This window comes from Pseudomonas sp. 3HC3, assembly GCF_044904505.1.
In the GTDB taxonomy this organism is placed as follows: Bacteria; Pseudomonadota; Gammaproteobacteria; order Pseudomonadales; family Pseudomonadaceae; genus Aquipseudomonas; species Aquipseudomonas putida_Y.
Map to the genome: position 1 here is coordinate 362324 of NZ_JADDRH010000002.1, position 23432 is coordinate 385755.

The 23432-nt window shown below is 62.4% G+C and carries 24 protein-coding genes; 17 read left to right on the plus strand and 7 right to left on the minus strand.

Annotation, left to right across the window (positions count from 1 at the left end):
• The first annotated feature begins 18 nt into the window (after positions 1 to 18).
• From cysT to INQ47_RS06335, 6 genes are all read left to right on the plus strand, one after another.
• Positions 19 to 837 (plus strand): sulfate ABC transporter permease subunit CysT, encoded by an 819-nt coding sequence (cysT, locus tag INQ47_RS06310; protein ID WP_009683704.1) that lies wholly within the window; start codon positions 19 to 21, stop codon positions 835 to 837.
• 11 nt (positions 838 to 848) lie between these two features.
• Positions 849 to 1721 (plus strand): sulfate ABC transporter permease subunit CysW, encoded by an 873-nt coding sequence (cysW, locus tag INQ47_RS06315; protein ID WP_103469587.1) that lies wholly within the window; start codon positions 849 to 851, stop codon positions 1719 to 1721.
• 3 nt (positions 1722 to 1724) lie between these two features.
• Entirely contained in the window at positions 1725 to 2714 is a 990-nt protein-coding gene (locus tag INQ47_RS06320; protein ID WP_021783562.1) for a sulfate/molybdate ABC transporter ATP-binding protein, read from the plus strand.
• 210 nt (positions 2715 to 2924) lie between these two features.
• Positions 2925 to 3506, plus strand: coding sequence for an alpha/beta hydrolase (locus INQ47_RS06325; protein ID WP_404701339.1), 582 nt, complete (start codon positions 2925 to 2927; stop codon positions 3504 to 3506).
• A gap of 64 nt (positions 3507 to 3570) precedes the next feature.
• A complete protein-coding gene (locus INQ47_RS06330; protein ID WP_404701340.1) occupies positions 3571 to 4401 on the plus strand; it encodes a sigma 54-interacting transcriptional regulator in 831 nt (276 codons plus the stop codon).
• A 175-nt stretch (positions 4402 to 4576) separates the two neighbouring features.
• Positions 4577 to 5362 (plus strand): MetQ/NlpA family ABC transporter substrate-binding protein, encoded by a 786-nt coding sequence (locus tag INQ47_RS06335; protein ID WP_021783565.1) that lies wholly within the window; start codon positions 4577 to 4579, stop codon positions 5360 to 5362.
• A gap of 121 nt (positions 5363 to 5483) precedes the next feature.
• Here the strand turns inward: INQ47_RS06335 and INQ47_RS06340 are convergent, their stop codons facing one another.
• Positions 5484 to 7847 carry a penicillin acylase family protein gene (locus INQ47_RS06340; protein WP_404701341.1) on the minus strand — a complete coding sequence of 788 codons (2364 nt, stop codon included), beginning with the start codon at positions 7845 to 7847 and terminating at the stop codon, positions 5484 to 5486.
• Positions 7848 to 7933: 86 nt separating this feature from the next.
• Here INQ47_RS06340 and INQ47_RS06345 point away from each other — a divergent pair, with 86 nt between their 5' ends.
• On the plus strand, positions 7934 to 8500 hold the full coding sequence (locus INQ47_RS06345) for a sugar O-acetyltransferase (protein WP_084850185.1): 567 nt from the start codon (positions 7934 to 7936) through the stop codon (positions 8498 to 8500).
• Here INQ47_RS06345 and INQ47_RS06350 read toward each other — a convergent pair.
• Complete coding sequence (locus tag INQ47_RS06350; protein WP_404701342.1) at positions 8479 to 9048, minus strand: DUF6436 domain-containing protein; 570 nt, start codon at positions 9046 to 9048, stop codon at positions 8479 to 8481. The genes INQ47_RS06345 and INQ47_RS06350 overlap by 22 nt on opposite strands.
• Before the next feature lie 142 nt (positions 9049 to 9190).
• Here INQ47_RS06350 and INQ47_RS06355 point away from each other — a divergent pair, with 142 nt between their 5' ends.
• Positions 9191 to 10117 (plus strand): alpha/beta hydrolase, encoded by a 927-nt coding sequence (locus tag INQ47_RS06355; protein ID WP_404701343.1) that lies wholly within the window; start codon positions 9191 to 9193, stop codon positions 10115 to 10117.
• Here the strand turns inward: INQ47_RS06355 and INQ47_RS06360 are convergent, their stop codons facing one another.
• On the minus strand, positions 10118 to 10870 hold the full coding sequence (locus tag INQ47_RS06360; RefSeq protein ID WP_404701344.1) for a DUF2059 domain-containing protein: 753 nt from the start codon (positions 10868 to 10870) through the stop codon (positions 10118 to 10120).
• A gap of 113 nt (positions 10871 to 10983) precedes the next feature.
• On the opposite strand from INQ47_RS06360, the gene INQ47_RS06365 reads away from it, so the two are divergent.
• Entirely contained in the window at positions 10984 to 11616 is a 633-nt protein-coding gene (locus INQ47_RS06365; RefSeq protein WP_404701402.1) for a 2OG-Fe(II) oxygenase, read from the plus strand.
• Positions 11603 to 12106, plus strand: a complete 504-nt coding sequence (locus tag INQ47_RS06370; RefSeq protein WP_252460474.1) for a DUF523 domain-containing protein — start codon at positions 11603 to 11605, stop codon at positions 12104 to 12106. Before INQ47_RS06365 ends, INQ47_RS06370 begins: the two co-directional genes overlap by 14 nt.
• A 641-nt stretch (positions 12107 to 12747) precedes the next feature.
• Here the strand turns inward: INQ47_RS06370 and INQ47_RS06375 are convergent.
• Positions 12748 to 13236, minus strand: a complete 489-nt coding sequence (locus INQ47_RS06375) for a transporter substrate-binding domain-containing protein (RefSeq protein ID WP_404701345.1) — start codon at positions 13234 to 13236, stop codon at positions 12748 to 12750.
• Between the two features lie 223 nt (positions 13237 to 13459).
• On the opposite strand from INQ47_RS06375, the gene INQ47_RS06380 reads away from it, so the two are divergent.
• A complete protein-coding gene (locus INQ47_RS06380; protein WP_252459164.1) occupies positions 13460 to 13936 on the plus strand; it encodes a DUF4399 domain-containing protein in 477 nt (158 codons plus the stop codon).
• A gap of 46 nt (positions 13937 to 13982) precedes the next feature.
• Here INQ47_RS06380 and serA read toward each other — a convergent pair whose 3' ends face one another.
• The gene (gene serA / locus INQ47_RS06385; RefSeq protein WP_252459163.1) at positions 13983 to 15212 is read right to left on the minus strand and encodes a phosphoglycerate dehydrogenase; all 1230 of its coding nucleotides are present in this window, start codon (positions 15210 to 15212) and stop codon (positions 13983 to 13985) included.
• Positions 15213 to 15383: 171 nt separating this feature from the next.
• On the opposite strand from serA, the gene INQ47_RS06390 reads away from it, so the two are divergent.
• The 4 genes from INQ47_RS06390 to INQ47_RS06405 all read left to right on the plus strand — a co-directional run bounded on the left by INQ47_RS06390 (position 15384) and on the right by INQ47_RS06405 (position 19567).
• Positions 15384 to 16781, plus strand: a complete 1398-nt coding sequence (locus INQ47_RS06390) for an FAD-binding oxidoreductase (protein ID WP_404701346.1) — start codon at positions 15384 to 15386, stop codon at positions 16779 to 16781.
• Positions 16782 to 16806: 25 nt separating this feature from the next.
• Positions 16807 to 17472, plus strand: a complete 666-nt coding sequence (locus INQ47_RS06395; protein ID WP_252459161.1) for a fumarylacetoacetate hydrolase family protein — start codon at positions 16807 to 16809, stop codon at positions 17470 to 17472.
• 181 nt (positions 17473 to 17653) lie between these two features.
• On the plus strand, positions 17654 to 18574 hold the full coding sequence (locus INQ47_RS06400) for an SdiA-regulated domain-containing protein (RefSeq protein ID WP_404701347.1): 921 nt from the start codon (positions 17654 to 17656) through the stop codon (positions 18572 to 18574).
• 90 nt (positions 18575 to 18664) lie between these two features.
• A complete protein-coding gene (locus INQ47_RS06405; protein ID WP_404701348.1) occupies positions 18665 to 19567 on the plus strand; it encodes an SdiA-regulated domain-containing protein in 903 nt (300 codons plus the stop codon).
• A gap of 103 nt (positions 19568 to 19670) precedes the next feature.
• Here the strand turns inward: INQ47_RS06405 and rpiA are convergent, their stop codons facing one another.
• Positions 19671 to 20345, minus strand: a complete 675-nt coding sequence (rpiA, locus tag INQ47_RS06410; protein ID WP_003249004.1) for a ribose-5-phosphate isomerase RpiA — start codon at positions 20343 to 20345, stop codon at positions 19671 to 19673.
• Between the two features lie 133 nt (positions 20346 to 20478).
• Between rpiA and ilvA the strand changes: the two genes are divergently transcribed.
• Positions 20479 to 21993, plus strand: coding sequence for a threonine ammonia-lyase, biosynthetic (ilvA, locus tag INQ47_RS06415; protein ID WP_404701349.1), 1515 nt, complete (start codon positions 20479 to 20481; stop codon positions 21991 to 21993).
• Positions 21994 to 22140: 147 nt separating this feature from the next.
• Positions 22141 to 22566, plus strand: a complete 426-nt coding sequence (locus tag INQ47_RS06420) for a DUF2269 domain-containing protein (protein WP_404701350.1) — start codon at positions 22141 to 22143, stop codon at positions 22564 to 22566.
• 129 nt (positions 22567 to 22695) lie between these two features.
• Here INQ47_RS06420 and INQ47_RS06425 read toward each other — a convergent pair whose 3' ends face one another.
• A complete protein-coding gene (locus INQ47_RS06425; protein ID WP_404701351.1) occupies positions 22696 to 23352 on the minus strand; it encodes an HAD family hydrolase in 657 nt (218 codons plus the stop codon).
• Positions 23353 to 23432: the final 80 nt, after the last annotated feature.

A 23432-nucleotide genomic window follows, 5' to 3' on the forward strand; every position in this document is an offset into this window, starting at 1 on the left:
GTTCAACCAGGGATATTTATGTCACGTCGCATCTCCCCCGTCATACCCGGCTTCGGGCTGACGCTGGGCTACACCTTGGTGTACCTCAGCCTGATCGTGCTGATACCGCTGGCGGCCATGTTCATCCATGCCTCGCAGCTGACCTTCGAGCAGTTCTGGAACATCATCAGTGCGCCGCGGGTGATCGCTGCGCTCAAGCTGAGTTTCGGCACCGCCCTGTTCGCCGCCATCATCAACGGTGTGATCGGTACCCTGCTGGCCTGGGTGCTGGTGCGCTACACCTTCCCCGGGCGCAAGGTCATCGATGCCATGATCGACCTGCCGTTCGCCTTGCCCACCGCGGTTGCCGGTATCGCCCTGACGGCCCTGTACGCGCCGCAGGGCTGGGTCGGCCAGTTCGCCACCGACCTGGGCTTCAAGATCGCCTACACCCCGCTGGGCATCACCCTGGCACTGACCTTCGTGACCCTGCCGTTCGTGGTGCGCACGGTGCAGCCGGTACTGGCCGACATCCCGCGTGAAGTGGAAGAGGCTGCAGCCTGCCTGGGGGCCAAGCCATTGCAGGTGTTCCGCCACATCCTGGCGCCGGCCCTGCTGCCGGCATGGCTCACCGGCTTCGCCCTGGCCTTTGCCCGTGGCGTAGGCGAGTATGGTTCGGTGATCTTCATTGCCGGCAACATGCCGATGAAGACCGAGATCCTGCCGCTGTTGATCATGGTCAAACTCGACCAGTACGACTATACCGGCGCGACCGCCATCGGCGTGTTGATGCTGGTGGTTTCCTTCATCCTGCTGCTGCTGATCAACCTGCTGCAGCGCCGCATCGAAACCCCTTGAAGGAGGCCGGCATGTCCAGTTCATCCCTGAGTGCAAGTGCCGCAGCCAACGCCGCCCGCCGTGGCAGTGCCACAGCGCGGCGTATCCTGATCGGCCTTGGCTGGCTGGTGTTCACCCTATTCCTGCTGCTGCCGCTGGTGATCGTGGTATCCCAGGCGCTGAAAAACGGTTTTGGCACCTTCTTCGAGGCGATTTTCGAACCCGATGCGTTGTCGGCGCTGAAGTTGACCCTGCTCGCCGTGGCTATCTCGGTGCCGCTGAACCTGGTATTTGGCGTAAGCGCTGCATGGTGCGTGAGCAAGTACACCTTCCGTGGCAAGAGCATCCTGGTCACCCTGATCGACCTGCCGTTCTCGGTGTCGCCCGTGATCGCCGGCTTGGTCTACGTGCTGATGTTCGGCGCGCAAGGCCTGTTCGGTCCGTGGCTGCAGGACCACGATATCCAGATCGTGTTCGCCCTGCCTGGCATTGTCCTGGCGACCATTTTCGTTACCGTACCGTTCGTGGCCCGTGAGCTGATCCCGCTGATGCAGGAGCAGGGCACGCAAGAGGAGGAGGCTGCACGGCTGCTCGGTGCCAACGGCTGGCAGATGTTCTGGCACGTCACCCTGCCGAATATCAAATGGGGCCTGATTTACGGCGTGGTGCTGTGTACCGCGAGGGCCATGGGTGAGTTCGGCGCGGTGTCGGTGGTGTCGGGCCATATCCGTGGCGTGACCAACACCTTGCCGCTGCATGTGGAGATTCTCTACAACGAGTACAACCACGTCGCGGCCTTCAGCGTGGCCAGCCTGTTGCTGATCCTGGCGCTCTTCATCCTGCTGCTCAAGCAGTGGAGCGAGAACCGTATTAACCGCCTGCGCCACAGCGCCGCGGAGGAATGATTCATGTCGATCGAAGTTCGTAACGTCAGCAAGCGCTTCAACAGCTTCCAGGCCCTGAACACTATCAACCTGGACATCAACAGCGGCGAGCTGGTGGCCTTGCTCGGCCCGTCGGGCTGCGGCAAGACCACCCTGCTGCGCATCATTGCCGGCCTGGAAACCCCGGACCAGGGCAACATCGTGTTCCATGGCGAGGACGTTTCCGGCCATGACGTGCGTGACCGTAACGTCGGGTTCGTGTTCCAGCACTATGCGCTGTTCCGCCACATGAGCGTGTTCGACAACGTTGCCTTCGGCCTGCGCATGAAGCCCAAGGGCGAGCGCCCGAGCGAGAGCAAGATTGCCGAGAAGGTGCATGAGTTGCTGAACATGGTGCAACTGGACTGGCTGTCCGACCGCTACCCTGAGCAGCTTTCCGGTGGCCAGCGTCAGCGTATCGCCCTGGCCCGCGCCCTGGCGGTGGAGCCGAAGGTGCTGCTGCTGGACGAGCCATTCGGTGCGCTGGATGCCAAGGTGCGCAAGGAGTTGCGTCGCTGGCTGGCGCGGCTGCACGAGGATATCAACCTGACGTCGGTGTTCGTTACCCACGACCAGGAAGAAGCCATGGAAGTGGCCGACCGCATCGTGGTGATGAACAAGGGCGTGATCGAGCAGATCGGCTCGCCGGGCGAGGTGTACGATCAGCCGGCCAACGATTTCGTCTACCACTTCCTGGGGGACTCCAACCGCCTTGCCCTGAGCGAGGGCCACCACGTGTTGTTCCGCCCGCACGAGGTGTCGCTGTCGCGGCATGAGACCGAAGGGCACCATGCGGCCGAGGTGCGCGACATTCGGCCGTTGGGCGCGACCACGCGGGTAACCCTGAAGGTGGAAGGGCAGAGCGAGCTGATCGAGGCCGAGGTGGTGAAAGACCATGACAGCCTGACCGGGTTGGCGCGGGGGGAAACGTTGTTCTTCCGGCCGAAGGTGTGGCAGAAGGTGGCGGATATCTGAGTCGCACAAGGTTAAGAGAACCCGGGCATGGTCCCGGGTTTTTCTTACCTGAAAGGTGGACGGGGCTGTTATGCAGCCCTTTACGAGAGAGCGACTGCAGTATGTTGTTTATGCTATTAGTGAATTAACAAATATCTTCTTATTCCTTTACGAATATATCGCCCACCCTATACTTGTCTCCAAGCACGCAAATTTACTGGAGGCGTCCCCATGCGCAATGACTCGATTCGCTACCTGATTGTGCCGGGCTGGCAAGGGTCGCCAGACAACCATTGGCAAAGTCACTGGCAGCGCACCTTGCCCAACAGTGCCCGGGTCGAACAGGACGACTGGCTCACCCCGCAGCGGCAGGACTGGGTGCACGCGCTGGAACAGGCGATTGCCGCCGATCGCTCGCCGGTGATCCTGATTGCCCACAGCCTCGGTTGCATCACTGTCGCCCATTGGGCTGCGCAGGCAAGCCCGGCCTTGCTACGGCAGGTGCGTGGTGCACTGCTGGTGGCGCCGGCAGATGTCGAACGGCCCACTTGCGCGCCAGTGCTGCGCAACTTTGCGCCGATCCCTACCGAGGTGCTGCCGTTCCCCAGCCAGGTCGTCAGCTCGGACAACGACCCGGCCGTGAGCGTGCCGAGGGCGCTGTACCTGGCCCAGGCATGGAACGCCGAAGCAGGGTTGCTGAGCAACGCCGGGCACATCAACGTCAAGTCCGGTCATGAGCGCTGGGAACAAGGCTTCGCCTACCTGTATCGCTTGCAGAGCCGGATCGAGCAGCACGCACTGCGCCGCGCCTGATCGACCTTACTGTTCACCCTTTGCCTGACGCCTGGCCATCACGGGCCTGGGGCGGGAGTTCGTCATGACGTTTCAAAACCCGTTCGGCCAGCCGCTGCTGACCTTCCCCGAGCTGGACAAGAGCCCGCTGAGCATTCGTGCCAAGGCGCTGGTGTTCATCGACCCGCGCTCGCAGCAGTTGCGCGAGGACCTTGAGCGCCTGGCGCCACAACCTTTGCCGGTGCTGATCCGTGGCGAGACCGGCACCGGCAAGGAGCTGCTGGCTCGGCAGATCCACCGTACCAGCGACCGTGGAGGGTTGTTCGTGTCGGTCAACTGCGCGGCCATCAGCCCCGCCTATGCCGATGCCGAGCTGTTTGGCTATAGCGCCGGCAGCCATGGCGGTACGGCCAGCAGCCGCGCCGGCTGGTTCGGTTCGGCCAGCGGCGGCACCTTGTACCTGGACGAGATTGCCGACTTGCCGCTGACCATCCAGGGCAAGCTGCTGGCGGCCCTGGAAAACCGCGAGGTCACTCGGGTGGGTGCGCAGCAGCCACAGCCGGTTGACGTGCGTCTGGTCGCCGCCACCAGCATCGACCTGGCCCGTGTGGTACGTGCAGGGCGCTTCAACGAGCGCCTGTACCAGTATCTGCGCGAGGGCGCGCTGGAACTGCCGCCGCTGCGCGAGCGGCCGGGCGATATCCTGCCGCTGGCCGAGTACTTCGTGGGCATCTACAGCGTGCGCCTGCAACGGCCTGTGCCCTTGGTGAGTGAGGCGGCGCAGCGGGTTCTGGAGGCACATATCTGGCCGGGCAATACCCGCGAACTGGAGAACGTCATCCACTTTGCCTTGCTGGTCAATGACGGCGAAGAGATCCTGCCAGAGGATCTCGAACTGCCTGACCCCGCGCGTTAGACATCGCTCATGGGTAAAGAGGCTGATGGCATTGTGTTTTTGGAATAAGCAGCTAAGTAAAAGATATTGTTGCGGAATAAAAAATTTGGGTATCGTCCGCCTCAAGCCCACTGGTGAACCGGTTGGGCACCCGATTTGCCATCGTCGATGGCCCAGATTCAGAACAAGGACCACCATGAAGAAGACCCTGCTGACCACTGCCCTGGCTGCTGCCCTGTCGTTCTCCGGCCTGGCCGCTGCTGCCGAGAAACTGGTGGTTGCCGCTACCCCGGTACCGCACGCCGAAATTCTTGAACTGATCAAGCCGACCCTGGCAAAAGAAGGCGTGGACCTTCAGATCAAGGTCTTCACCGATTACGTACAGCCGAACGTGCAGGTGGACCAGAAGCGTCTGGATGCCAACTACTTCCAGACCCTGCCGTACCTGCAGAACTTCAACGAAGGCAAGGGCACCCACCTGGAAACCGTGGTGGGTGTACACGTAGAGCCCTTCGGTGGCTACTCGAAGAAGGTCAAGGCCCTGAGCGAGCTGAAAGAAGGCGCAACCGTTGCCATCCCTAACGAGGGCAGCAACAGCGGCCGCGCCTTGCTGCTGCTGCAGAAGGCCGGCCTGATTACCCTGAAAGACCCGAAGAATGCCCTGGCCACCCCCAAGGACATCGCCGAGAACCCGAAGAAGCTGAAGTTCCGCGAGCTTGAGTCGGCGATGCTGCCCCGTGTGCTGGACCAGGTCGACCTGGACATGATCAACACCAACTACGCCCTGGAAGCTGGCCTGAACCCGGCTAAAGATGCACTGGTGATCGAAGGTTCCGATTCGCCCTACGTGAACTTCCTGGTGGCCCGCCCGGACAACAAGGACAGTGAGGCCATCCAGAAACTGGCGAAGGCCCTGACCAGCCCGGAAGTCAAGGCATTCATTGCCAAGAAGTACCAAGGTGCCGTACTGCCGGCGTTCTGATTTCGCTAGCAACGCCCGGTATGTGCCAACGCCGACACCTTTGTGTCGGCGTTTTTTTTCAGCCCTGCCCGCACAGCACCATAGAAGCCCTTTTGCTACGAACCGGCTGCAACGCAGCCCCTTATCTCGGGGGTACCAGCCGTAAGGTACTCTGCGCCGGAATCACCCCCATCTGCGCCCGCTGATACTGCCCCTGCACATACCCCTCAGCCTGGTCCGCGTAATGCCGGTCGAACGGCACGCCACTCTGCCCGACCGGGTTGATGGTCAGTGCCTGCCCGGCATCGGCAAGGTCGACCAGCCGCCGCGTCGACGGCCCATAGGTCACCGGCCATGGCGCAGAGCTGATCTTCGCCGAGAGGTTGTTCGGCACTTCATGGGTACCGGGTGCGGCGAATGGCCCAACGTTGAACAGCAGGTTCAGCGGTTTTTTCACCCCAAGCGGATGGTTGTGGGTCAGGGTATGGGCCTTGCCCCATTGCCAGCTGGCCGGATCGCGGCCCAGTGTGTCACGCAGATGCTTCAGGCTTTTCTGCCAGGCCATGCGCACGACGGCGGTACGGTCGGTACGCTGGCTGCCGCCACGGGTGTTCCACCAGGGTGAATCGGCTTGCGCTGCCAGGCGTGGCAAGGCGGCGTCGATCACGCGGGTGCTGATCAGCACCGGGAACCAGGTATCGCCCAGCTCGTCATGCAGGGCCGCGAATGCCAGTTCATAGAGGAACTGGTTGAACAGCGTGGCGCTGGTCGAATCGAGCGGGTAGTCCCCAGCCCAAGCTGCCAGTTGCTCGACCAGCTCTTTCTCTTCGTCACCTTCGGCCACTGCACGCAGGGTTGCCAGGAGCGGGGCAAGGGTGCGCGGGCCATAGTCACTGGCGGTGTCCAGCTGCAGTGCCTGGCTGTTTTGTGTGTCCCATTTCACCTCTGGGTTGGCCAGGTGACGATCTAGCTGGCGGCCACGGTCGGGAAGGTTGTAGTAACCCGGTATCGGCACCGCCGCCGGTGGCTGGTAGTTGGCCGAGACGATATAGCCGCGGGCCGGGTTCTCCTGCTGCGGGTTGACGCTGAAGGGGTAGAAACCGAGCTTGTCGGCCTGCGCGCTGGCCCCGTCGAGGATGAACGCCGGGTCGACGCCGTCGGGGCGGATTGGCAGCTTTGCCGCCGCCCACCAGCCGATGTCGCCACGGGCATTGGCCCAGACAAAATTGAGCCCGGGCGCGTGAACCTTGGCGGCGGCCTCGCGCATCTTGCCCAGGGTGTCGGCGCGGTTGAGCTGGTAGAAGCCGTCGAGGATCGGGTTTTCGGTTTCCAGGAATGCCCACCACATGGCGATTGGCGTGGTGCCGGAGGTATTACCCAGCACGTTGTTGACGATCGGGCCGTGGGGCGAGCGGCGCAGGCTGATGGAGACCGGCTGCTCGCCTTTGACGGCAATCTTCTGTTCGGTCGTTTCCAGTGTGTGCCACTGGCCATCGACCATCACCTGATCGGCGTTGGCGGGGTTGGTCTTTTCGGCGACCAGGTCAACGTCATCGTTCTGGAACATGGTCAGGCTCCAGCCAAAGTCACGGTTGTGGCCGAGCAGGGCGAACGGGTTGAGTGCCTGGAAATAGCCGTAGAGGTTGAAGCCGGGCGCTGACAGCTCGGCCTCGTACCACACTGCAGGTACGGAAAAGCTGATGTGCGGGTCGCCAGCCAGCAACGGCTTGCCACTGCGGGTGCGGCTACCCGCGACCGCCCAGGCGTTGCTGCCTTCGAACTGCGGGATGCCGGCGTCGCCCAGCGCCTCATGGCTTAAGCGCGCAAGTGCTTCCAGGCTTTGCCAGTCGGCGGCGGCCAGTGGCGTGCCCAGCGCGCCCTCGGGTTGCCAGCCAAGGTCGAATATTTTCAGGTAGTCAGGCCCAAGCTGGTCGCGGATGTAGGTCAGAGCAGGCTCGGTGCGGAACGCGGCGGCAAAACTGTAGGCCAGGTAGCCGGCGATGCTCAGCGTGTCCTCGGCGGTGAACGGGCGCGGGGGGATGCCGAGCAGGTCGAATTCCGTGGGTTTGGGGTGGCTGGCCTGCCAACTGTTGACCCCATCGAGGTAGGCTTGCAGGGCCTGCCATGCCGGCGCCTGCGGATCCTGCCGCTTGGCCATCAGCGCGGCTTGCTCGCGTATGCGCAGGCTGCGGAACAGGGTATCGGTGGGCAGCAGCTTTTCGCCGAGCACTTCAGCCAGTTCGCCCCGGGCCAGGCGGCGCAGGATCTCCATCTGGAACAGCCGGTCCTGGGCATGCACGTAGCCCAGTGCGCGGTAAAGGTCCGGCTCGCTCTGTGCCTGCAGGTGTGGCACGCCGCGGGCGTCGTAGCGCACGCTGACCGGGGCTTGCAGGCCAGCAACGGCGACCTCGCCCTCGCGCTGCGGCAGCTTGCCCTGCACGTACCAGTAACCGGCGCCCGCGGCCACGGTGAGTACTACCCCCAGCAGGGTCAGGCTGCGCTTCATTCAGACTCCTTGTGCGTTCAAACGGAAAATGTGGTCCGATCATCGGCGGATTCGCGAACAGAGCATAGCCCCAGGAAGGAGTTTCCATGTCCCTCAGCGAAAAACACAAAATGCTCACCGGTCAGCTCTACCACGCTGGCTGCCCTGAACTGCAGGCCGAGCAGATCGCCAACAAGCACTGGATGCATCGCTACAACAACAGTGTCGAACTGCTCAACGACGCACGCCACGGGCTGCTTGTGGAACACTTTGGCCAGGTTGGCGAAGGCGCGGTGATTCGCCCACCGTTCTATTGCGACTATGGCTACAACATCAGTGTTGGCCGCAATACCTTCATGAACTTCAATTGCGTGATCCTTGACGTGGTGCCGGTGCGTATCGGCGACGACTGCCAGATTGGCCCCAACGTGCAAATCTACACCGCCGACCATCCGCTTGACCCTGAAGTGCGGCGCAGCGGGCTGGAGAGCGGGCGGCCGGTGACCATCGGCGACAACGTGTGGATTGGCGGTGCGGCAATCATCCTGCCGGGGGTGAGCATCGGTGATAACGCCATCGTCGGCGCCGGCAGTGTGGTGACCCGGGATGTGCCCGCGGGCGCGACGGTGGTGGGCAACCCGGCGCGGGTCCGTCAGCCCGACCAAGGGCAGTAGCAGCCTACCGCCAGGGTATTGGAGGCGTTGACCTGGCGGCCGTCGAGCAAAGCCTTGAGGATTGGCTCGATGAAGCTGTTGCTGGCGTTGCACACGGCGCCTTCGCTGTACGGGCCAAAGTAAGCCAGGCGGCCTTGTCGGTCCCAGATGGCCACGGCCGGGGAGGCAGGCAGGTGCTCGCTGCCGGGCAGGTGGGTGATGGGTTGCAAGCTGCCGATATTGGCCGGTAGCTGGCCGTGGCTGCCGGGCTTTTGCAGCACATGGAAGGTAACGTCGTGGCCTGCGAACTGGCTGATAAGGTCGCCCAGGTGCTGCTGGTTGCCGACGTTGCATGGGCAGGCCGGGTCCCAGAAATGCACCACTCGGATCGGACCAGCACCAGCCAGCTCGGCAGGTAGCTGTAACTGGCTGCCGTCGAACAGCGTGGCCTGGTTGTCGAACGGGCGCAGGTAGCGAGCCTGAAAGGCGCTGTAGGCCTGCCAGAGGATTACGGCGCCGAGCAACAAGGCGGTTGCCGTGCACAGCGGTTTGATGATTCGGCTATTCATGAAGAGTCGGTGGCCCTTTCGCGACACAAGGCCGCTCCCGCAATTGGATCGATGCTGGTTGTTCGAGGTGAGCAAGCTTGCCATGGCGCCGGCCAGAGCTGAAGATTCCAGATCAATACTTGCTCGATGTGGATGTACCCCGATGCCCCCTGCCTTTCACCCTGACCGCCTGCGCTCCAGCCTGGCGCCGTTGACTGCTCGCCAGCCGCTGTCGGCACAAGCGCAGGACTACCAGCGCTTCTATGGCCTGGACCTGCCGGCACACAGCTGGCTGGGCGGCTTCCAGGCGGCGGGGTTCGACCTGGTCGGGCAGGCCTGGCTACCCGAGCAGCCAAGCGCGACGCTGTTCCTGCTGCACGGCTATTACGACCACATGGGGCTGTACCAGCATGTGATTGCGTGGGCACTCAAGCAAGGTTTTGCGGTGATCAGTTGCGACCTGCCCGGCCACGGCCTGTCCAGCGGCGAGCGGGCCAGCATCACTGACTTCGCGGTGTACCAGCAGGTGCTGGAGGCCTTGTTCGAGCAGGCGCACACGTTGCAACTGCCGCACCCGTGGCACCTTTGTGGGCAGAGTACGGGGGGGGCGATTGCCGTGGACCATCTGCTGCACCAGGGCGCGCGCAGCCCCGTCGATGGCCAGGTCATCCTGCTGGCCCCGCTGGTGCGGCCATGTTCCTGGCGCTGGTCGAAGTTCAGTTATTGCGTGCTGCGCCACTTCGTCAATGGCATCGAACGGCGCTTCAGTGAGAACACCAACGACCCGGCCTTCCTGCCGTTCCTGGAGGCCGACCCGCTGCAACCGCGTCGCCTGCCAACGGCCTGGGTGGGCGCACTGATCGCCTGGGTCAAACGCATCGAGGCTGCGCCACGCAGTGTGCGGCGACCATTGATCGTGCAGGGGGAGGCGGATGGTACGGTGGACTGGCCCTACAACCTTGAAGTGCTCAAGGCCAAGTTTGCCGAGCCGCAGATCCTGATGCTGCCCGAGGCCCGTCACCACCTGGCCAACGAGTTGCCGGGCATCCGCCAGCGCTACTTCGACTTCATCGACCAGCGTCTGGGCTGATCACTTCAGGTCGTCGGCGCTCTGGCCAACCGCCAGGCCGGCGCGCACAGCGGCCAGGGCCGCCTGGTAGTAAGCCTTGCCCTCGGGCGACTCGGCAAAGGTGGCGAACGCTTCCAGCTCGGCATCGGACAGGTTACGGTAGACGTACAGCAGGGTGTTGTTCAGGTCTTCGCCAATCTGCCCCATCAGTCGCTGGCGCTGGCCATCCAGCAGGCTCTGGGCCTGGCCGCCGCCGAACAGGCCGGGGATCATCGAGCTGAGGCTGTCGGCTGCGACACCGGCGATGGCAAGGCTGACTTCGGCGCCTGCTTCACGCGCAGGCAGGGCTTGGGCCAAGTGGCCGATGACCAGCAGGCGATCGTCGCTGGCCTGGATCTTGGGCAGGCCTTTGGCGTTCTTGGCCAGTTCGTCCTTGCGGGTGGCCTTGAGCTCGGCCGCCACCACTTTGCGCCCCAACGGCGACTGGAAGAAGGCCAGGGCCGGTGCCGGGTTGGCCAGGGTGGCGCGCAGCTTGGCCTGGGCGCGACGGTCCACCGCCTGGGCCTGGAAGCGCTGGTTGCTGTTGTTGACCAGCGCCTGGTACACGGCGGGTGGCAAACTGTTGCGGTAGCGCTCCTGGGCGGCGGTCAGGGCATCGTTGAAGTGGGCGCGCTGGTCGGGCCAGCCGGCAGCCTTGTACAGTTGATCCAGGTTGTCTGCCCAGACAGGCATGGTGCAGATCATCAGCAGAATCAGGGAAAACAGACGGCGCATTCAGGACTCCTGTCGGCAGGGGCCTATTGTCCTTGGCCCGGCGCCGGTTTGTCGAGATATCCGCGTGTTTCTCGGCCAAGTGGCGCTGTGCGGCGACAGGGCGAATGGATATGATGCGCGCCATGCACATCTCCCCTGAATACCCGATGCTTGCGGCCGTCGTCGACGATCTGGCCACCCATGGCTGGTCCCAGCAGGCGCACTTTCTGCCTGCCGACCTGGTACGCGCGCTGGCAGCCGAGTGCCGGCGCCGTGATGCCGAAGGCGAACTCAACCCCGCAGGGGTTGGGCGGGGTGCTACCCAGGAGGTGCGCGAAGCCATTCGCGGTGACCAGATTCAGTGGATCGACCCGGGGCAGGCCGAGGCCTGCGACCAGTACCTGGCGGCCATGGAACAGCTGCGCCTGGCGATCAACCAAGGTCTGTTCCTGGGCCTGGAAGACTTCGAATGCCACTTTGCCCTGTACCCACCGGGGGCGTTCTATCGCCGGCACCTGGACCGCTTTCGCGACGATGACCGGCGTATGGTCTCGGCGGTGCTTTACCTCAATGAAGGCTGGCAACCGCATGACGGTGGCCAGTTGCGCATGTTCCTGGCCAACGGTGTCGAGCACGATGTCGAGCCAGTGGCCGCTTGCCTGGTGGTATTCCTGTCGGGCGAAGTGCCTCACGAAGTATTGCCGGCCGGGCGCGAGCGGCTGTCGTTGACCGGCTGGTTCAGGCGGCGTGGCAATGACCCGTTCTGATATGCCCAAGGTGCTGGTGAGCGCCTGCCTGTTGGGGCAGCCAGTACGCTATGACGGCCGGGCCAGCGGCCATCCCGATTTGTTGCAGCAGTGGCAGGCCGAAGGGCGCGTGGTGCCGTTGTGCCCAGAGGTAGCCGGCGGCTTGCCGACACCGCGACCGCCAGCGGAGATCCCGGGAGGGCAGGGCCGCGCTGTGCTCGATGGCGACACGCAGGTGCTGACGGTGATGGGTGAAGATGTCACTGCCGAGTTTCTGGCCGGTGCGCAGTTGGCGCTGGCACTGGTGCGCCGGCATGGCATTCGCGTAGCGGTGCTGAAATCTGGCAGCCCTTCGTGTGGCAACCGGTTGACCTATGATGGCACCTTCAGTGGTGTGAAGGTGGCGGGGGAAGGGGTAACCACGGCGTTGCTGCGGCGGGCGGGGGTGCAGGTGTTCAGCGAGCTGGAGCTCGAGCAGGCGCAGCGGGCTTTGGCTGATATATCTGTTTGAACCTGTGCCGGCCCTTTCGCGGGTGAACCCGCTCCGACCACGGTGGTGGACATACATCGGTGGTTGGACACAGCCCGTCGTGTAGGAGCGGGTTCACCCGCGAAGAGGCCGGCCCTGCTGGCCAATTTCTACCTGCTGTCCACCGTTGCCGCCGCCACCGCATTCGCGGGTAAACCCGCTCCTACACAGATTGGTGGTGGACACACATCGGTGGTTGGACACAGCCCGTCGTGTAGGAGCGGGTTCACCCGCGAAGAGGCCGGCCCTGCTGGCCAATTTCTACCCGCTGTCCACCGTCGCCGCCGCCACCGCATTCGCGGGTAAACCCGCTCCTACACAGATTGGTGGTGGACACACATCGGTGGTTGGACAGAGCCCGTCGTGTAGGAGCGGGTTCACCCGCGAAGAGGCCGGCCCTGCTGGCCAATCTCCACCCGCCGTTCACCGTTGACGCCGCTACCGTATTCGCGGGTAAACCCGCTCCTACACAGATTGGTGGTGGGTACACATCGGTGGTTGGACACAGCCCGTTGTAGGAGCGGGTTCACCCGCGAAGAGGCCGGCCCTGGTGGCCAATCTCCACCCGTCGTTCACCGTTGCCGCCGCCACTGTATTAGCGGGTACAGGTTGCAAATAAGACCTTACTGCCCGCCTGCAGTCTCCTGCACACCCTTGAACCACTTCTGCTCAAGCTCGGCAGTCCGGCCACTGTCTTTCAAACGCTGCAACGCATTGTTTACGGCGCTTTCAAAAGCCGGGTTGTCCTTCTGGAACGGGATCACCAGCTTCTTTTCGCCAATCGGCCGGCTCACATCGAGTGGGCCGTCGCCTGTGAGCGATTCACTCGACGGGGTGAGTGCGATGTCGTACTTGCCACTCTCGACACCCGCCAGCACTTCGGCAGCCGGGGCTTCGACGAACTCGGCGCGCAAGTCCAGCTCCTTGGCAAGGTCCTGACCAAATTCGATGTCAAAACCCGTCAGGTGGTCGTCTTGTTTGAAAGCGTACGGCGAGTTGTCGGCCTGTACGGCAATGCGCAGTTCACCCCGGTCGGCGATTTCGTCGATCAGCTCCGCCTGAGCCAATGGACTGATCAGTACTGCCAGCAGTACCCCTATGGTCGAACGCATGTATGCCCCTTTTCTTTTAGCAGATTGAAAACGATCGCCACGGCTTTCTTCCTCGCCATGATCGAGCGCAGCCTATGACCTTCAAGCCTCGGCATTGTTTAACCCTGACTGAAATATTTCTGTCAGGCAATGTGAACACCTTGGCGATTATTTCAACTAAGGTGAACTACCGCCGCTTTTGGATTACAGGCTGCGGTCAATAAGTGAATCACAGGAGAAGTGAATGAACAGCCTATTTTCGCGTGCTGCCGTTGCCGGTCTGCTGATGGGAGCGTCGGTGTTCGCCAGTGCCGCAGACACCCTGAAGAGCCAGGAGCCGCCCAAGGAGGCGAAGGTCTTCATCGTTTCCCCCGCCGATGGTGCCACGGTCGACAAGACCTTCACCGTCAAGTTCGGTATCGAGGGTATGGGCCTCAAACCTGCGGGTGACCAAACCCCGCACACCGGGCACCACCATCTACTGGTGGATGTCGACAAGGAGCCCGTGGCTGACATGCCGCTGCCGACCAGTCTGATGCCAGAGGCCGGCGTCGCACTGCCGGCAGGGCCGCAAGTGCTGCACTTCGGCAAGGCACAGACCGAAACCAGCATTACCCTGACCCCGGGCAAGCACACCTTGCAACTGATTCTGGGTGACCAGTATCACGTGCCGTTCAAACCTAGCGTCGAGTCGAAGAAAATCACGGTTGAAGTGAAATAAAAAAGGGAGGCCTTCAGGGCCTCCCTTTTTCATGCTGCACCCAGACTTAGAACAGGACGCGGGAACGGATGGTGCCCTTGACCTGTTGCAGTTTCTCTTGCGCAAGGTCCGAGTACTCGGCGTCAACGTCGATTACCACGTAACCGACTTTCTCGTTGGTCTGCAGGAACTGACCGGAGATGTTGATACCGTTCTCGGCGAATACTTTGTTGATCTCGCTGAGCACGCCCGGGATGTTTTCGTGAATGTGCAGCAGACGGTGTTTGCCTGGGTGCGCTGGCAGGGCCACTTCCGGGAAGTTGACCGAGGACACCGAAGTACCGTTGTCGCTGTACTTGACCAGTTTCTCGGCCACTTCCAGGCCGATGTTGGCCTGGGCTTCGGCGGTGGAACCACCAATGTGCGGCGTCAGGATCACGTTGTCGAGGCCGCGCAGCGGGCTTTCGAACTCTTCGTCGTTGGAGCGCGGCTCGACCGGGAACACGTCGATGGCAGCGCCGATCAGGTGCTTGTCCTTGATGGCGGCGGCCAGGTGGTCCAGTTCGACCACGGTGCCACGGGCGGCGTTGATCAGGATTGCGCCCTTCTTCATTGCACGGATTTCCTTCTCGCCGATCATCCACTGGGTGGATGGCAGCTCAGGCACGTGCAGCGAGACGATGTCAGCCAGGCCCAGCAGCTCGTTCAGGCTGGTGACCTGCACGGCGTTGCCCAGTGGCAGCTTGGTCAGCGGGTCGAAGAAGTACACCTGCATGCCCATGTTCTCAGCCAGTACCGAAAGCTGGGTACCAATCGAGCCGTAGCCGACGATGCCCAGTTTCTTGCCGCGGATTTCGAACGAGTTGGCAGCACTTTTGATCCAGCCGCCACGGTGGCAGGAGGCGTTCTTCTCAGGGATGCCGCGCAGCAGCAGGATGGCTTCGGCCAGAACCAGCTCGGCGACCGAGCGGGTGTTGGAGTATGGCGCGTTGAACACGGCGATACCGCGCTCGCGGGCAGCTTCCAGGTCAACCTGGTTGGTACCGATGCAGAAGCAACCAACAGCGACCAGTTTCTTGGCGCAGTCGAAGATCTCTTCGGTGAGCTGGGTGCGCGAACGGATGCCGATGAAGTGGGCATCGGCGATCTTTTCCTTCAGCTCGGCTTCCGGCAACGAACCAGTGAGGTATTCGATGTTGGTGTAGCCGGCGGCCTTGAGGGTATCGACCGCGTTCTGGTGCACACCTTCAAGAAGAAGGAACCGGATCTTGCTCTTGTCGAGAGAAGTCTTGCTCATCTGCGTAAACCTGTATCCCGGAGATAAAATGGCGAGGGGTGATGCCAGGCGCGAGGGCAGCCTTAGCATGAACAGCGGGAGGGCTATGCTAGCATACGCGACACAATCTGAGCTTATCCCGACAGGTGAAGAGTGCTCAGGGTGACCATGAATAAGTCGAGAGTTCCAGCGATGACCCGCCCCGCTGTTATTGAAGAACTGATGACCCTTGTCGACCCGGGCAAGGTCCTGACTGACCCGGTTTCCCTCGAAGCGTATGGCAAGGACTGGACCAAGCATTACCCGCCAGCGCCCAGCGCCATCGTCTTTCCCAAAACGATAGAACAGGTGCAAGCCATTGTGCACTGGGCCAATGCGCACAAGGTGGCGCTGGTGCCCTCTGGCGGGCGTACAGGGCTTTCTGCTGGTGCGGTGGCGGCCAATGGCGAGGTTGTGGTCGCCTTCGACTACATGAACCAGATCCTTGGCTTCAATGCTTTCGACCGCACTGTGGTTTGCCAGCCAGGGGTCATCACCCGCCAGTTGCAAACCTTCGCCGAAGAGCAAGGCCTGTATTACCCGGTGGACTTCGCTTCCAGCGGCTCCAGCCAGATTGGCGGCAATATCGGCACCAATGCCGGCGGAATCAAGGTGATCCGCTACGGCATGACCCGCAACTGGGTGGCCGGGCTGAAAGTGGTCACCGGCAAGGGCGAGTTGCTGGAACTGAACAGGGACCTGATCAAGAACGCCACCGGTTACGACCTGCGGCAGCTGTTCATTGGTGCCGAGGGTACGCTGGGCTTCGTGGTCGAGGCCACCATGCGCCTGGACCGCGCACCGCGCAACCTCACCGCCATGGTGCTGGGCACACCGGACTTCGACTCGATCATGCCGGTGCTGCACGCCTTCCAGGGCAAGCTGGACCTGACCGCTTTCGAGTTCTTCTCCGACAAGGGGCTGGCCAAGATCCTTGCGCGCGGCGATGTACCTGCGCCGTTCGCGACTGATTGCCCGTTCTATGCGCTGCTGGAGTTCGAGGCCAGCACTGAAGACGTTGCCAACGAAGCATTGGCTACCTTCGAGCATTGCGTCGAGCAGGGTTGGGTGCTGGATGGGGTGATGAGCCAGAGCGAAACCCAGCTGAAAAACCTGTGGAAGCTGCGCGAGTACCTGTCGGAAACCATCTCGCACTGGACACCGTACAAGAACGACATTTCTGTCACCGTCTCGAAAGTGCCTGCGTTCCTGCGCGATATCGACGCCATCGTCTCAGAACATTATCCGGACTATGAAGTGGTGTGGTACGGCCATATTGGTGACGGCAACCTGCACCTGAACATCCTCAAGCCTGAGCATATGAGCAAGGACGACTTCTTCGCTTCGTGTGCCAAGGTCAACAAGTGGGTGTTCGAGATTGTCGAGCGTTACAACGGGTCGATTTCTGCCGAGCATGGCGTAGGCATGACCAAGCGTGACTACCTGAGCTACAGCCGCTCCCCCGAAGAAATCGCCTGCATGAAGGCAATAAAGGCCGTGTTCGACCCTAACGGCATCATGAATCCGGGTAAGATCTTTGCTCCTGAATAAAAAGCAGTATCCAGAGGAGTCGGCCATGAGTTACCAGCACCAGTACATAGACGGCACGCGCATTCACTTCCCCCTGGGCAAGGTGGTGTGCATCGGCCGTAACTATGCCGAGCACGCCAAGGAACTGGATAACCCGATCCCCACCGAGCCGCTGCTGTTCATCAAGCCGGGCAGTTGCGTGGTGCCGGTCGAAGGTGGCTTCAAGATCCCGGCCGAGCGTGGGTCGGTGCACTATGAGGTTGAAATTGCCGTACTGCTGGGCAAACCGCTGTCGACCCATCCGAGCGAGGAAGAGGTGCTGGACGCCATTTCCGGTTACGCGCCGGCGCTGGACCTGACCCTGCGCGACGTGCAGGCCAAGCTGAAGGAAAAGGGCCTGCCTTGGGAGCTGGCCAAGTGCTTTGACGGCGCTTGCGTGCTGCCACCGTTCGTCTCGGCCGCCAGCTTCGAGGATGTGACAGACATCCCGGTGCGCCTGACCGTGAATGGCGAAGTGCGCCAGGAGGGTAACAGCGCGATGATGCTTAACCCGATCGTGCCGATGATTCAGTACATGGCAGCGCATTTCTCGTTGCAGGCGGGGGATGTGATCCTCACCGGTACCCCGGCGGGCGTTGGGCCGTTCAACGTTGGTGACGAGCTGGTACTGGAGCTGCCGGGTGTGAGCCGCTTCGAAAGCCGGGTGCTTTAACTCGAAACCGCGTCGCCTTCTTCGCGGGTAAACCCGCTCCTACAGGGATTGCACAGGCCTTGAATACTGTGCAGCACCTTGGGCACGGGTTTACCGGCGAAGAGGCCGGCCCTGTTTACCGATTTTTCACACCCAATCCGGATAATGCGCGCACCTACGCCCATTTTCCCAGGATCACTGCATGCCATCCTCCTCCAGCGCCCCGGTAACCCCCAAGCGTCGCTTCTACCTGCGCTGGCCCTTCGGCCTGGCCGTGGCGGCGGTGATCGGCTATGGCGTGGCCGTGGCCATGCACTGGGATGACCGCGGTGCACTGTGGGTAAAAGAAAGCTTCGAAAGCACCGCCGAGCGTAGCGAGAGCGTGTGGTTGCCGGATTACCAGGTGGACATCGACGCCAAACCGCTGCCGGGCATGGACGATGATGAAGCCTCGGATGTGGCCTTCAACCCGCAAACCCGCACCCTGTTCGCGGTCATGGGTAAGAACCCGATCCTGGTCGAGCTGAGCCTGGAGGGCGATGTACTGCGCAAGATCCCGCTCAACGGCTGGAACAACCCCGAAGGCGTCGCGGTGCTGGAAGACGGCAACCTGGCCATCACTGACGAGCGCCTGCACGATCTGACCGTGGTCAAGGTGGACGCGCAGACCACGGCACTGAATCACGACGACTTCCAAAGCCACGACCTGGGCCCGTCGGTCAAAAGCAACAAGGGCTTCGAGGGCATCGCCTGGGACCCGCTGCGCCAGCGCCTGATCATTGGCGAGGAGCGCCCGCCCAAGCTGTACACCTGGGGTACCGATGGCCGCAGCCCGCTCCAGGGTGACAAACAGTCGTTGCCTAGCGATGAACTCGACTTGCGCAACCTGTCTGCGCTGAGTGTCGACCCGCGTACTGGTCACTTGCTGGTGCTTTCGGCCGACTCCAACATGCTGCTGGAGCTGGACGAGCAGGGCCAGCAAGTCAGCTTCATGACGCTGCTGGGTGGCTTCAACGGGCTTGAAGACACCATTCCGCGGGCTGAAGGGGTGGCCATGGACGACAAGGGCAACCTTTACATGGTCAGCGAGCCGGCGCTTTTCTATCGTTTCAAGAAGAACTGACAGCATCATCAGATTTGCCTGACGCTGGCATTAAGCTTTGCTTCAGCCATACATGATTAGATTCGCCACCCTGGTGTCGAGTCTGTCCTTATGCAACGTGTTGTTCGCCTGCTCCTTGTTCTGGCTGCCCTTGGTCTGCTCCTGCTTGGCTGGGCCGGGCAGGAATTTCGCCTGTTCGAGCGTGGCTGGTTCAATCTGAAGACCTGGTGGCAGCCTGTGGAGCGCAGCATTGGCCTGGATCGCTACCGGGTGGTGCTGGAGGCGCAACCGGTCGAAGGGCTGGATGATGACATTTCGGCGCTGACCTACGACCCCGACCGCAAAACCCTCGTCACGGTCACCAACGCCCGTTCGGAGCTGATCGAGCTGTCACTGGAGGGCCGTATCCTGCGGCGTGTGCCGCTGACTGGCTTTGGCGACCCGGAGGCTGTGGAGTACGTTGGGCCAAACAGCTATGTGATCACCGACGAGCGTCAGCAACGGCTGATTCGCGTGCGGCTGGACGACGACACGCTGTTTCTCGATGCCGGTGATGCCGAGCAGCTGACCTTGGGCATCGGTCTCAATGGCAACAAGGGCTTCGAGGGCCTGGCCTACGATTCGGCGGGCAAGCGCCTGTTCGTGGCGAAGGAGCGTGACCCGATGCTGATCTATGAGGTGCATGGCTTCCCGCATGACAACCCGGAAAAGCCCTACGCCGTGCATGTGGTGCAGGACCGCAAGCGCGATTCACGGCTATTTGTGAGGGACCTTTCGAGTTTGCAGTTCGATGAGCGCAGTGGGCATCTGCTGGCGTTGTCGGACGAGTCGCGGCTGGTGCTGGAGCTGGATGTCGAGGGTAGGCCGCTGAGTACCTTGTCTTTGCGCAAGGGCTTCCAGGGGTTGCAGGCGACGGTGCCGCAGGCGGAGGGCATTGCGATGGATGAAGCGGGGACCATTTACCTGGTCAGTGAGCCGAACCTGTTCTATGTGTTCAAGCAGCCGGCTGACTGATCGCCTGTCAGGGCCTATTCGCGGGTAAACCCGCTCCTACAGGGATCGCCACGGTTCCAGGCTTGTGGGGTACCTGTGGGAGCGGGCTTGCCCGCGAAGAACGTTACTCGGCCTTCAGGCTCTTCACGCCCTCAGCGGTGCCCAGCAACAGCAGATCCGCTGGTCGCGCCGCGAACAGACCATTGGTCACCACGCCGACGATGGCGTTGATCTGCGCTTCCAGCTCCACCGGGTTGGTGATCTGCAGGTTGTACACATCCAGGATCACGTTGCCGTTGTCGGTGACCACGCCTTCACGGTACACCGGGTCGCCACCCAGCTTCACCAGCTGACGTGCCACGTGGCTGCGGGCCATGGGGATCACTTCGACCGGCAGGGGGAATGCCCCCAGTACCGGCACCAGCTTGCTGCCGTCGGCGATGCAGATGAAGGTCTTGGCCACGGCCGCGACGATCTTTTCGCGGGTCAGGGCTGCGCCGCCGCCCTTGATCAGGTGCAGGTGTGCGTCGCTCTCGTCGGCGCCGTCCACGTAGAACTCAAGTTCGCTGACGCTGTTCAGTTCGTAGACCGGGATGCCATGGCCCTTCAGGCGCTGGGCAGTGGCTTCGGAGCTGGCGACTGCACCGTCGAAAGCGGTCTTGTGCTGAGCCAGGGCATCGATGAAGAAGTTGGCGGTCGAACCGGTACCGACGCCTACGACGCTCTTTTCATCCAGCTTGGGCAGAATGAAGTCGACAGCGGCCTGGGCGACGGCCTGTTTGAGTTGGTCCTGGGTCATGCGGGCTCCGGAAGGGGCAGGGCGGTTTCAAAGTCACCTAGTATAACGGCTCGCACGGCTTTGCTGTGGTCGCCCGACGTAGCGCTAGGGTAGACTCCCAGCCCTCGTCCCGCGGCCCAGTGATGCTTTCCCGATGCTCGAACAGTACGTCAAGAAGATCCTCACCTCGCGCGTCTATGACGTTGCCGTCGAAACCCCGTTGCAGAGCGCCGGGCAGCTGAGCAAGCGCCTGGGCAACCAGATTTTGCTCAAGCGCGAAGACCTGCAGCCAGTGTTCTCGTTCAAGATCCGCGGCGCGTATAACAAGCTGGCCCAGCTGAGCCCGGAAGAACTGGCCCGTGGCGTGGTGACCGCCTCTGCCGGCAACCACGCCCAAGGCCTGGCCCTGGCCGCGCGCGAAATGGGCATCAAGGCCACCATCGTGATGCCCAAGACCACCCCGGAAATCAAGGTCGAAGGCGTGCGCTCACGCGGTGGCAAGGTGGTGTTGCATGGCGACTCGTTCCCTGAGGCGCTGGCCTATTCGCTGAAACTGGTCGATGAAAAGGGTTTCGTCTACGTTCACCCTTACGACGATCCGCACACCATCGCCGGGCAGGGCACCGTCGCCATGGAAATCCTGCGCCAGCACCCTGGCCAGCTGGACGCGATCTTCGTCCCGGTGGGCGGTGGCGGCCTGATTGCCGGCATTGCCGCGTACGTGAAGTACCTGCGCCCGGAAATCAAGGTAATCGGCGTCGAGCCGGACGATTCCAACTGCCTGCAGGCAGCCATGGCCGCCGGTGAGCGCGTGGTGTTGCCGCAGGTCGGGCTGTTCGCCGACGGCGTGGCGGTGGCGCAGATTGGCCTGCACACCTTCGATATCTGCCGCCACCATGTGGACGAAGTCGTCACCGTCAGTACCGATGAAATCTGCGCGGCAATCAAGGATATCTACGACGATACCCGCTCGATCACCGAGCCTGCCGGCGCGCTGGGTGTGGCGGGCATCAAGAAGTACGTCGAGCTTTACGGCGTCACCGGCCAGACCCTGGTGGCCATCGACTCCGGTGCCAACGTCAATTTCGATCGCCTGCGCCATGTGGCCGAGCGTGCCGAGCTGGGTGAGAAGCGCGAGGCGATCATCGCCGTGACCATCCCTGAGCGCCCGGGTAGCTTCAAGGCCTTCTGCGAGGCTATCGGCAAGCGTCAGATCACCGAGTTCAACTACCGCAAGCACACCTCTGACGAAGCGCATATCTTCGTTGGGGTGCAGACCCACCCGGAAAACGACCCGCGCGCGGCGCTGGTGCAGCAACTGACCGAACAGGGTTTCCCGGTTACCGATCTGACCGAGAACGAACTGGCCAAGCTGCATATTCGTCATATGGTCGGCGGCCACTCAGCCGGTGCCAGTGACGAAATGGTGCTGCGCTTCGAATTCCCCGAGCGGCCAGGTGCGCTGTTCAACTTCCTCAACAAGCTGGGCGGGCGCTGGAACATCTCGATGTTCCACTACCGCAACCATGGCGCGGCTGACGGGCGCGTGGTGGCGGGGCTGCAGGTGCCGGAGGACGAACGTCACCTGGTGCCGGCAGCGCTGGCCAAGATCGGTTACCCGTATTGGGACGAGACCGAAAACCCGGCCTACAAACTGTTCCTGGGCTGAGCGGCTAAGCTAGGGCTGATGGCCCTTTCGCGGGCTTGCCCGCTCCCACAGGTACTGCGCAGGCCTCAAGGCCTGAGATACCTTGGCAGGAGCGGGTAAGCCCGCGAAGAAGCTACCGCAAAATGCCTTTTTAAGGACGACCGAGACATGGAACACCTGACCACGCTCAAGACCCTGCACATCATCGCCACCGCGCTGCTGCTTCTGGGCGCCCTGGGCCTGGCGATCTGGGCCTGGCGCGCCCGCCGCCAGGGCGATGCCGAAGCCTACGGCAAGCTGCTGCGCCGGCCGTTGGTGTTCGTCTGGCTAGTGATGGGCCTGTGCCTGTTAAGCATGCCGTTCACCGGCTGGTGGCTGGTACACCTGGTGGGCTGGCCACTGGGGCAGACCTGGGTGTTGGCATCCAGTGTCATCTATACCTTCGGTGCGTTTGCCCTGTGGTGGCTGCTGGTGCGGCTGAACCGGCTGCGCAAGGCCGAGGTGGTCGGGTTGCGGTTTACCCTGGCGCTGGCGGTGTTCAGTGGGGTTTGCTTCCTGTCCATTGCCGGGCTGATGGGGGCCAAGCCGGTCTGACAGCCTTGTGCTGTTTGTGCCGGCCTCTTCGCGGGTGAACCCGCTCCTACAGGTACAGCGCAGCCCTCAAGGCCCGTGGTGATTCCTGTGGGAGCGGGCGTGCCCGCGAAAAGGCCGGCACGCGAAACCTCAATCTCGCAGCGAGATCACCGGCCACCCGCGCTTATCCGCCTCGGCCCGCAGGTCCGGGGCCGGGTCCACTGCCACTGCATGGGTCACCCGCTGCAACAACGGCAGGTCATTCATCGAGTCGCTATAGAAGTAGCTGTCCTCAAGATCAAAGCCGTTCTCCAGCATCCAGCGCTCCAGCCGCGTCACTTTGCCTTCACGGAAACACGGTATATCGGTACTACGCCCGGTATAGCGGCCGTCGCGTATCTCGCACTCGGTTGCCAGCAACACCCGCACCCCCAGGCGCCGGGCGATCGGTGCGGTGACGAAGCGGTTGGTAGCAGTGATGATCACCAGTTGGTCGCCCGCCTCGCGGTGCTGCTGCAGCAAGGCCAGGGCCCTGGGCAGGATGATGGGCTCGATGCAGTCGCGCATGAAGTCGCGGTGCCATTCGTCGAGTTTGGCCATGGGTGTTGCCGCCAGGATCTCCATGGAAAAGGCCAGGTAGGCCTGCAGGTCCAGGGTGCCATTGAGGTAGTCCTGGTAGAAGCTGTCGTTGCGTTGCTTGTAGGCGACCGGGTCGAGAATGCCGCGCTCGCAAAGATAGTCACCCCAGGCATGGTCGCTGTCGCCACCGAGGAGGGTATTGTCCAGGTCGAATAAAGCCAGGCGCATCGCGGTCACTCGCATCAGCCACAGGGTAGGCCCGCAGAATACGGAGTTTTCACGCAGCTGCACATAAGCTTGGCGGGCGC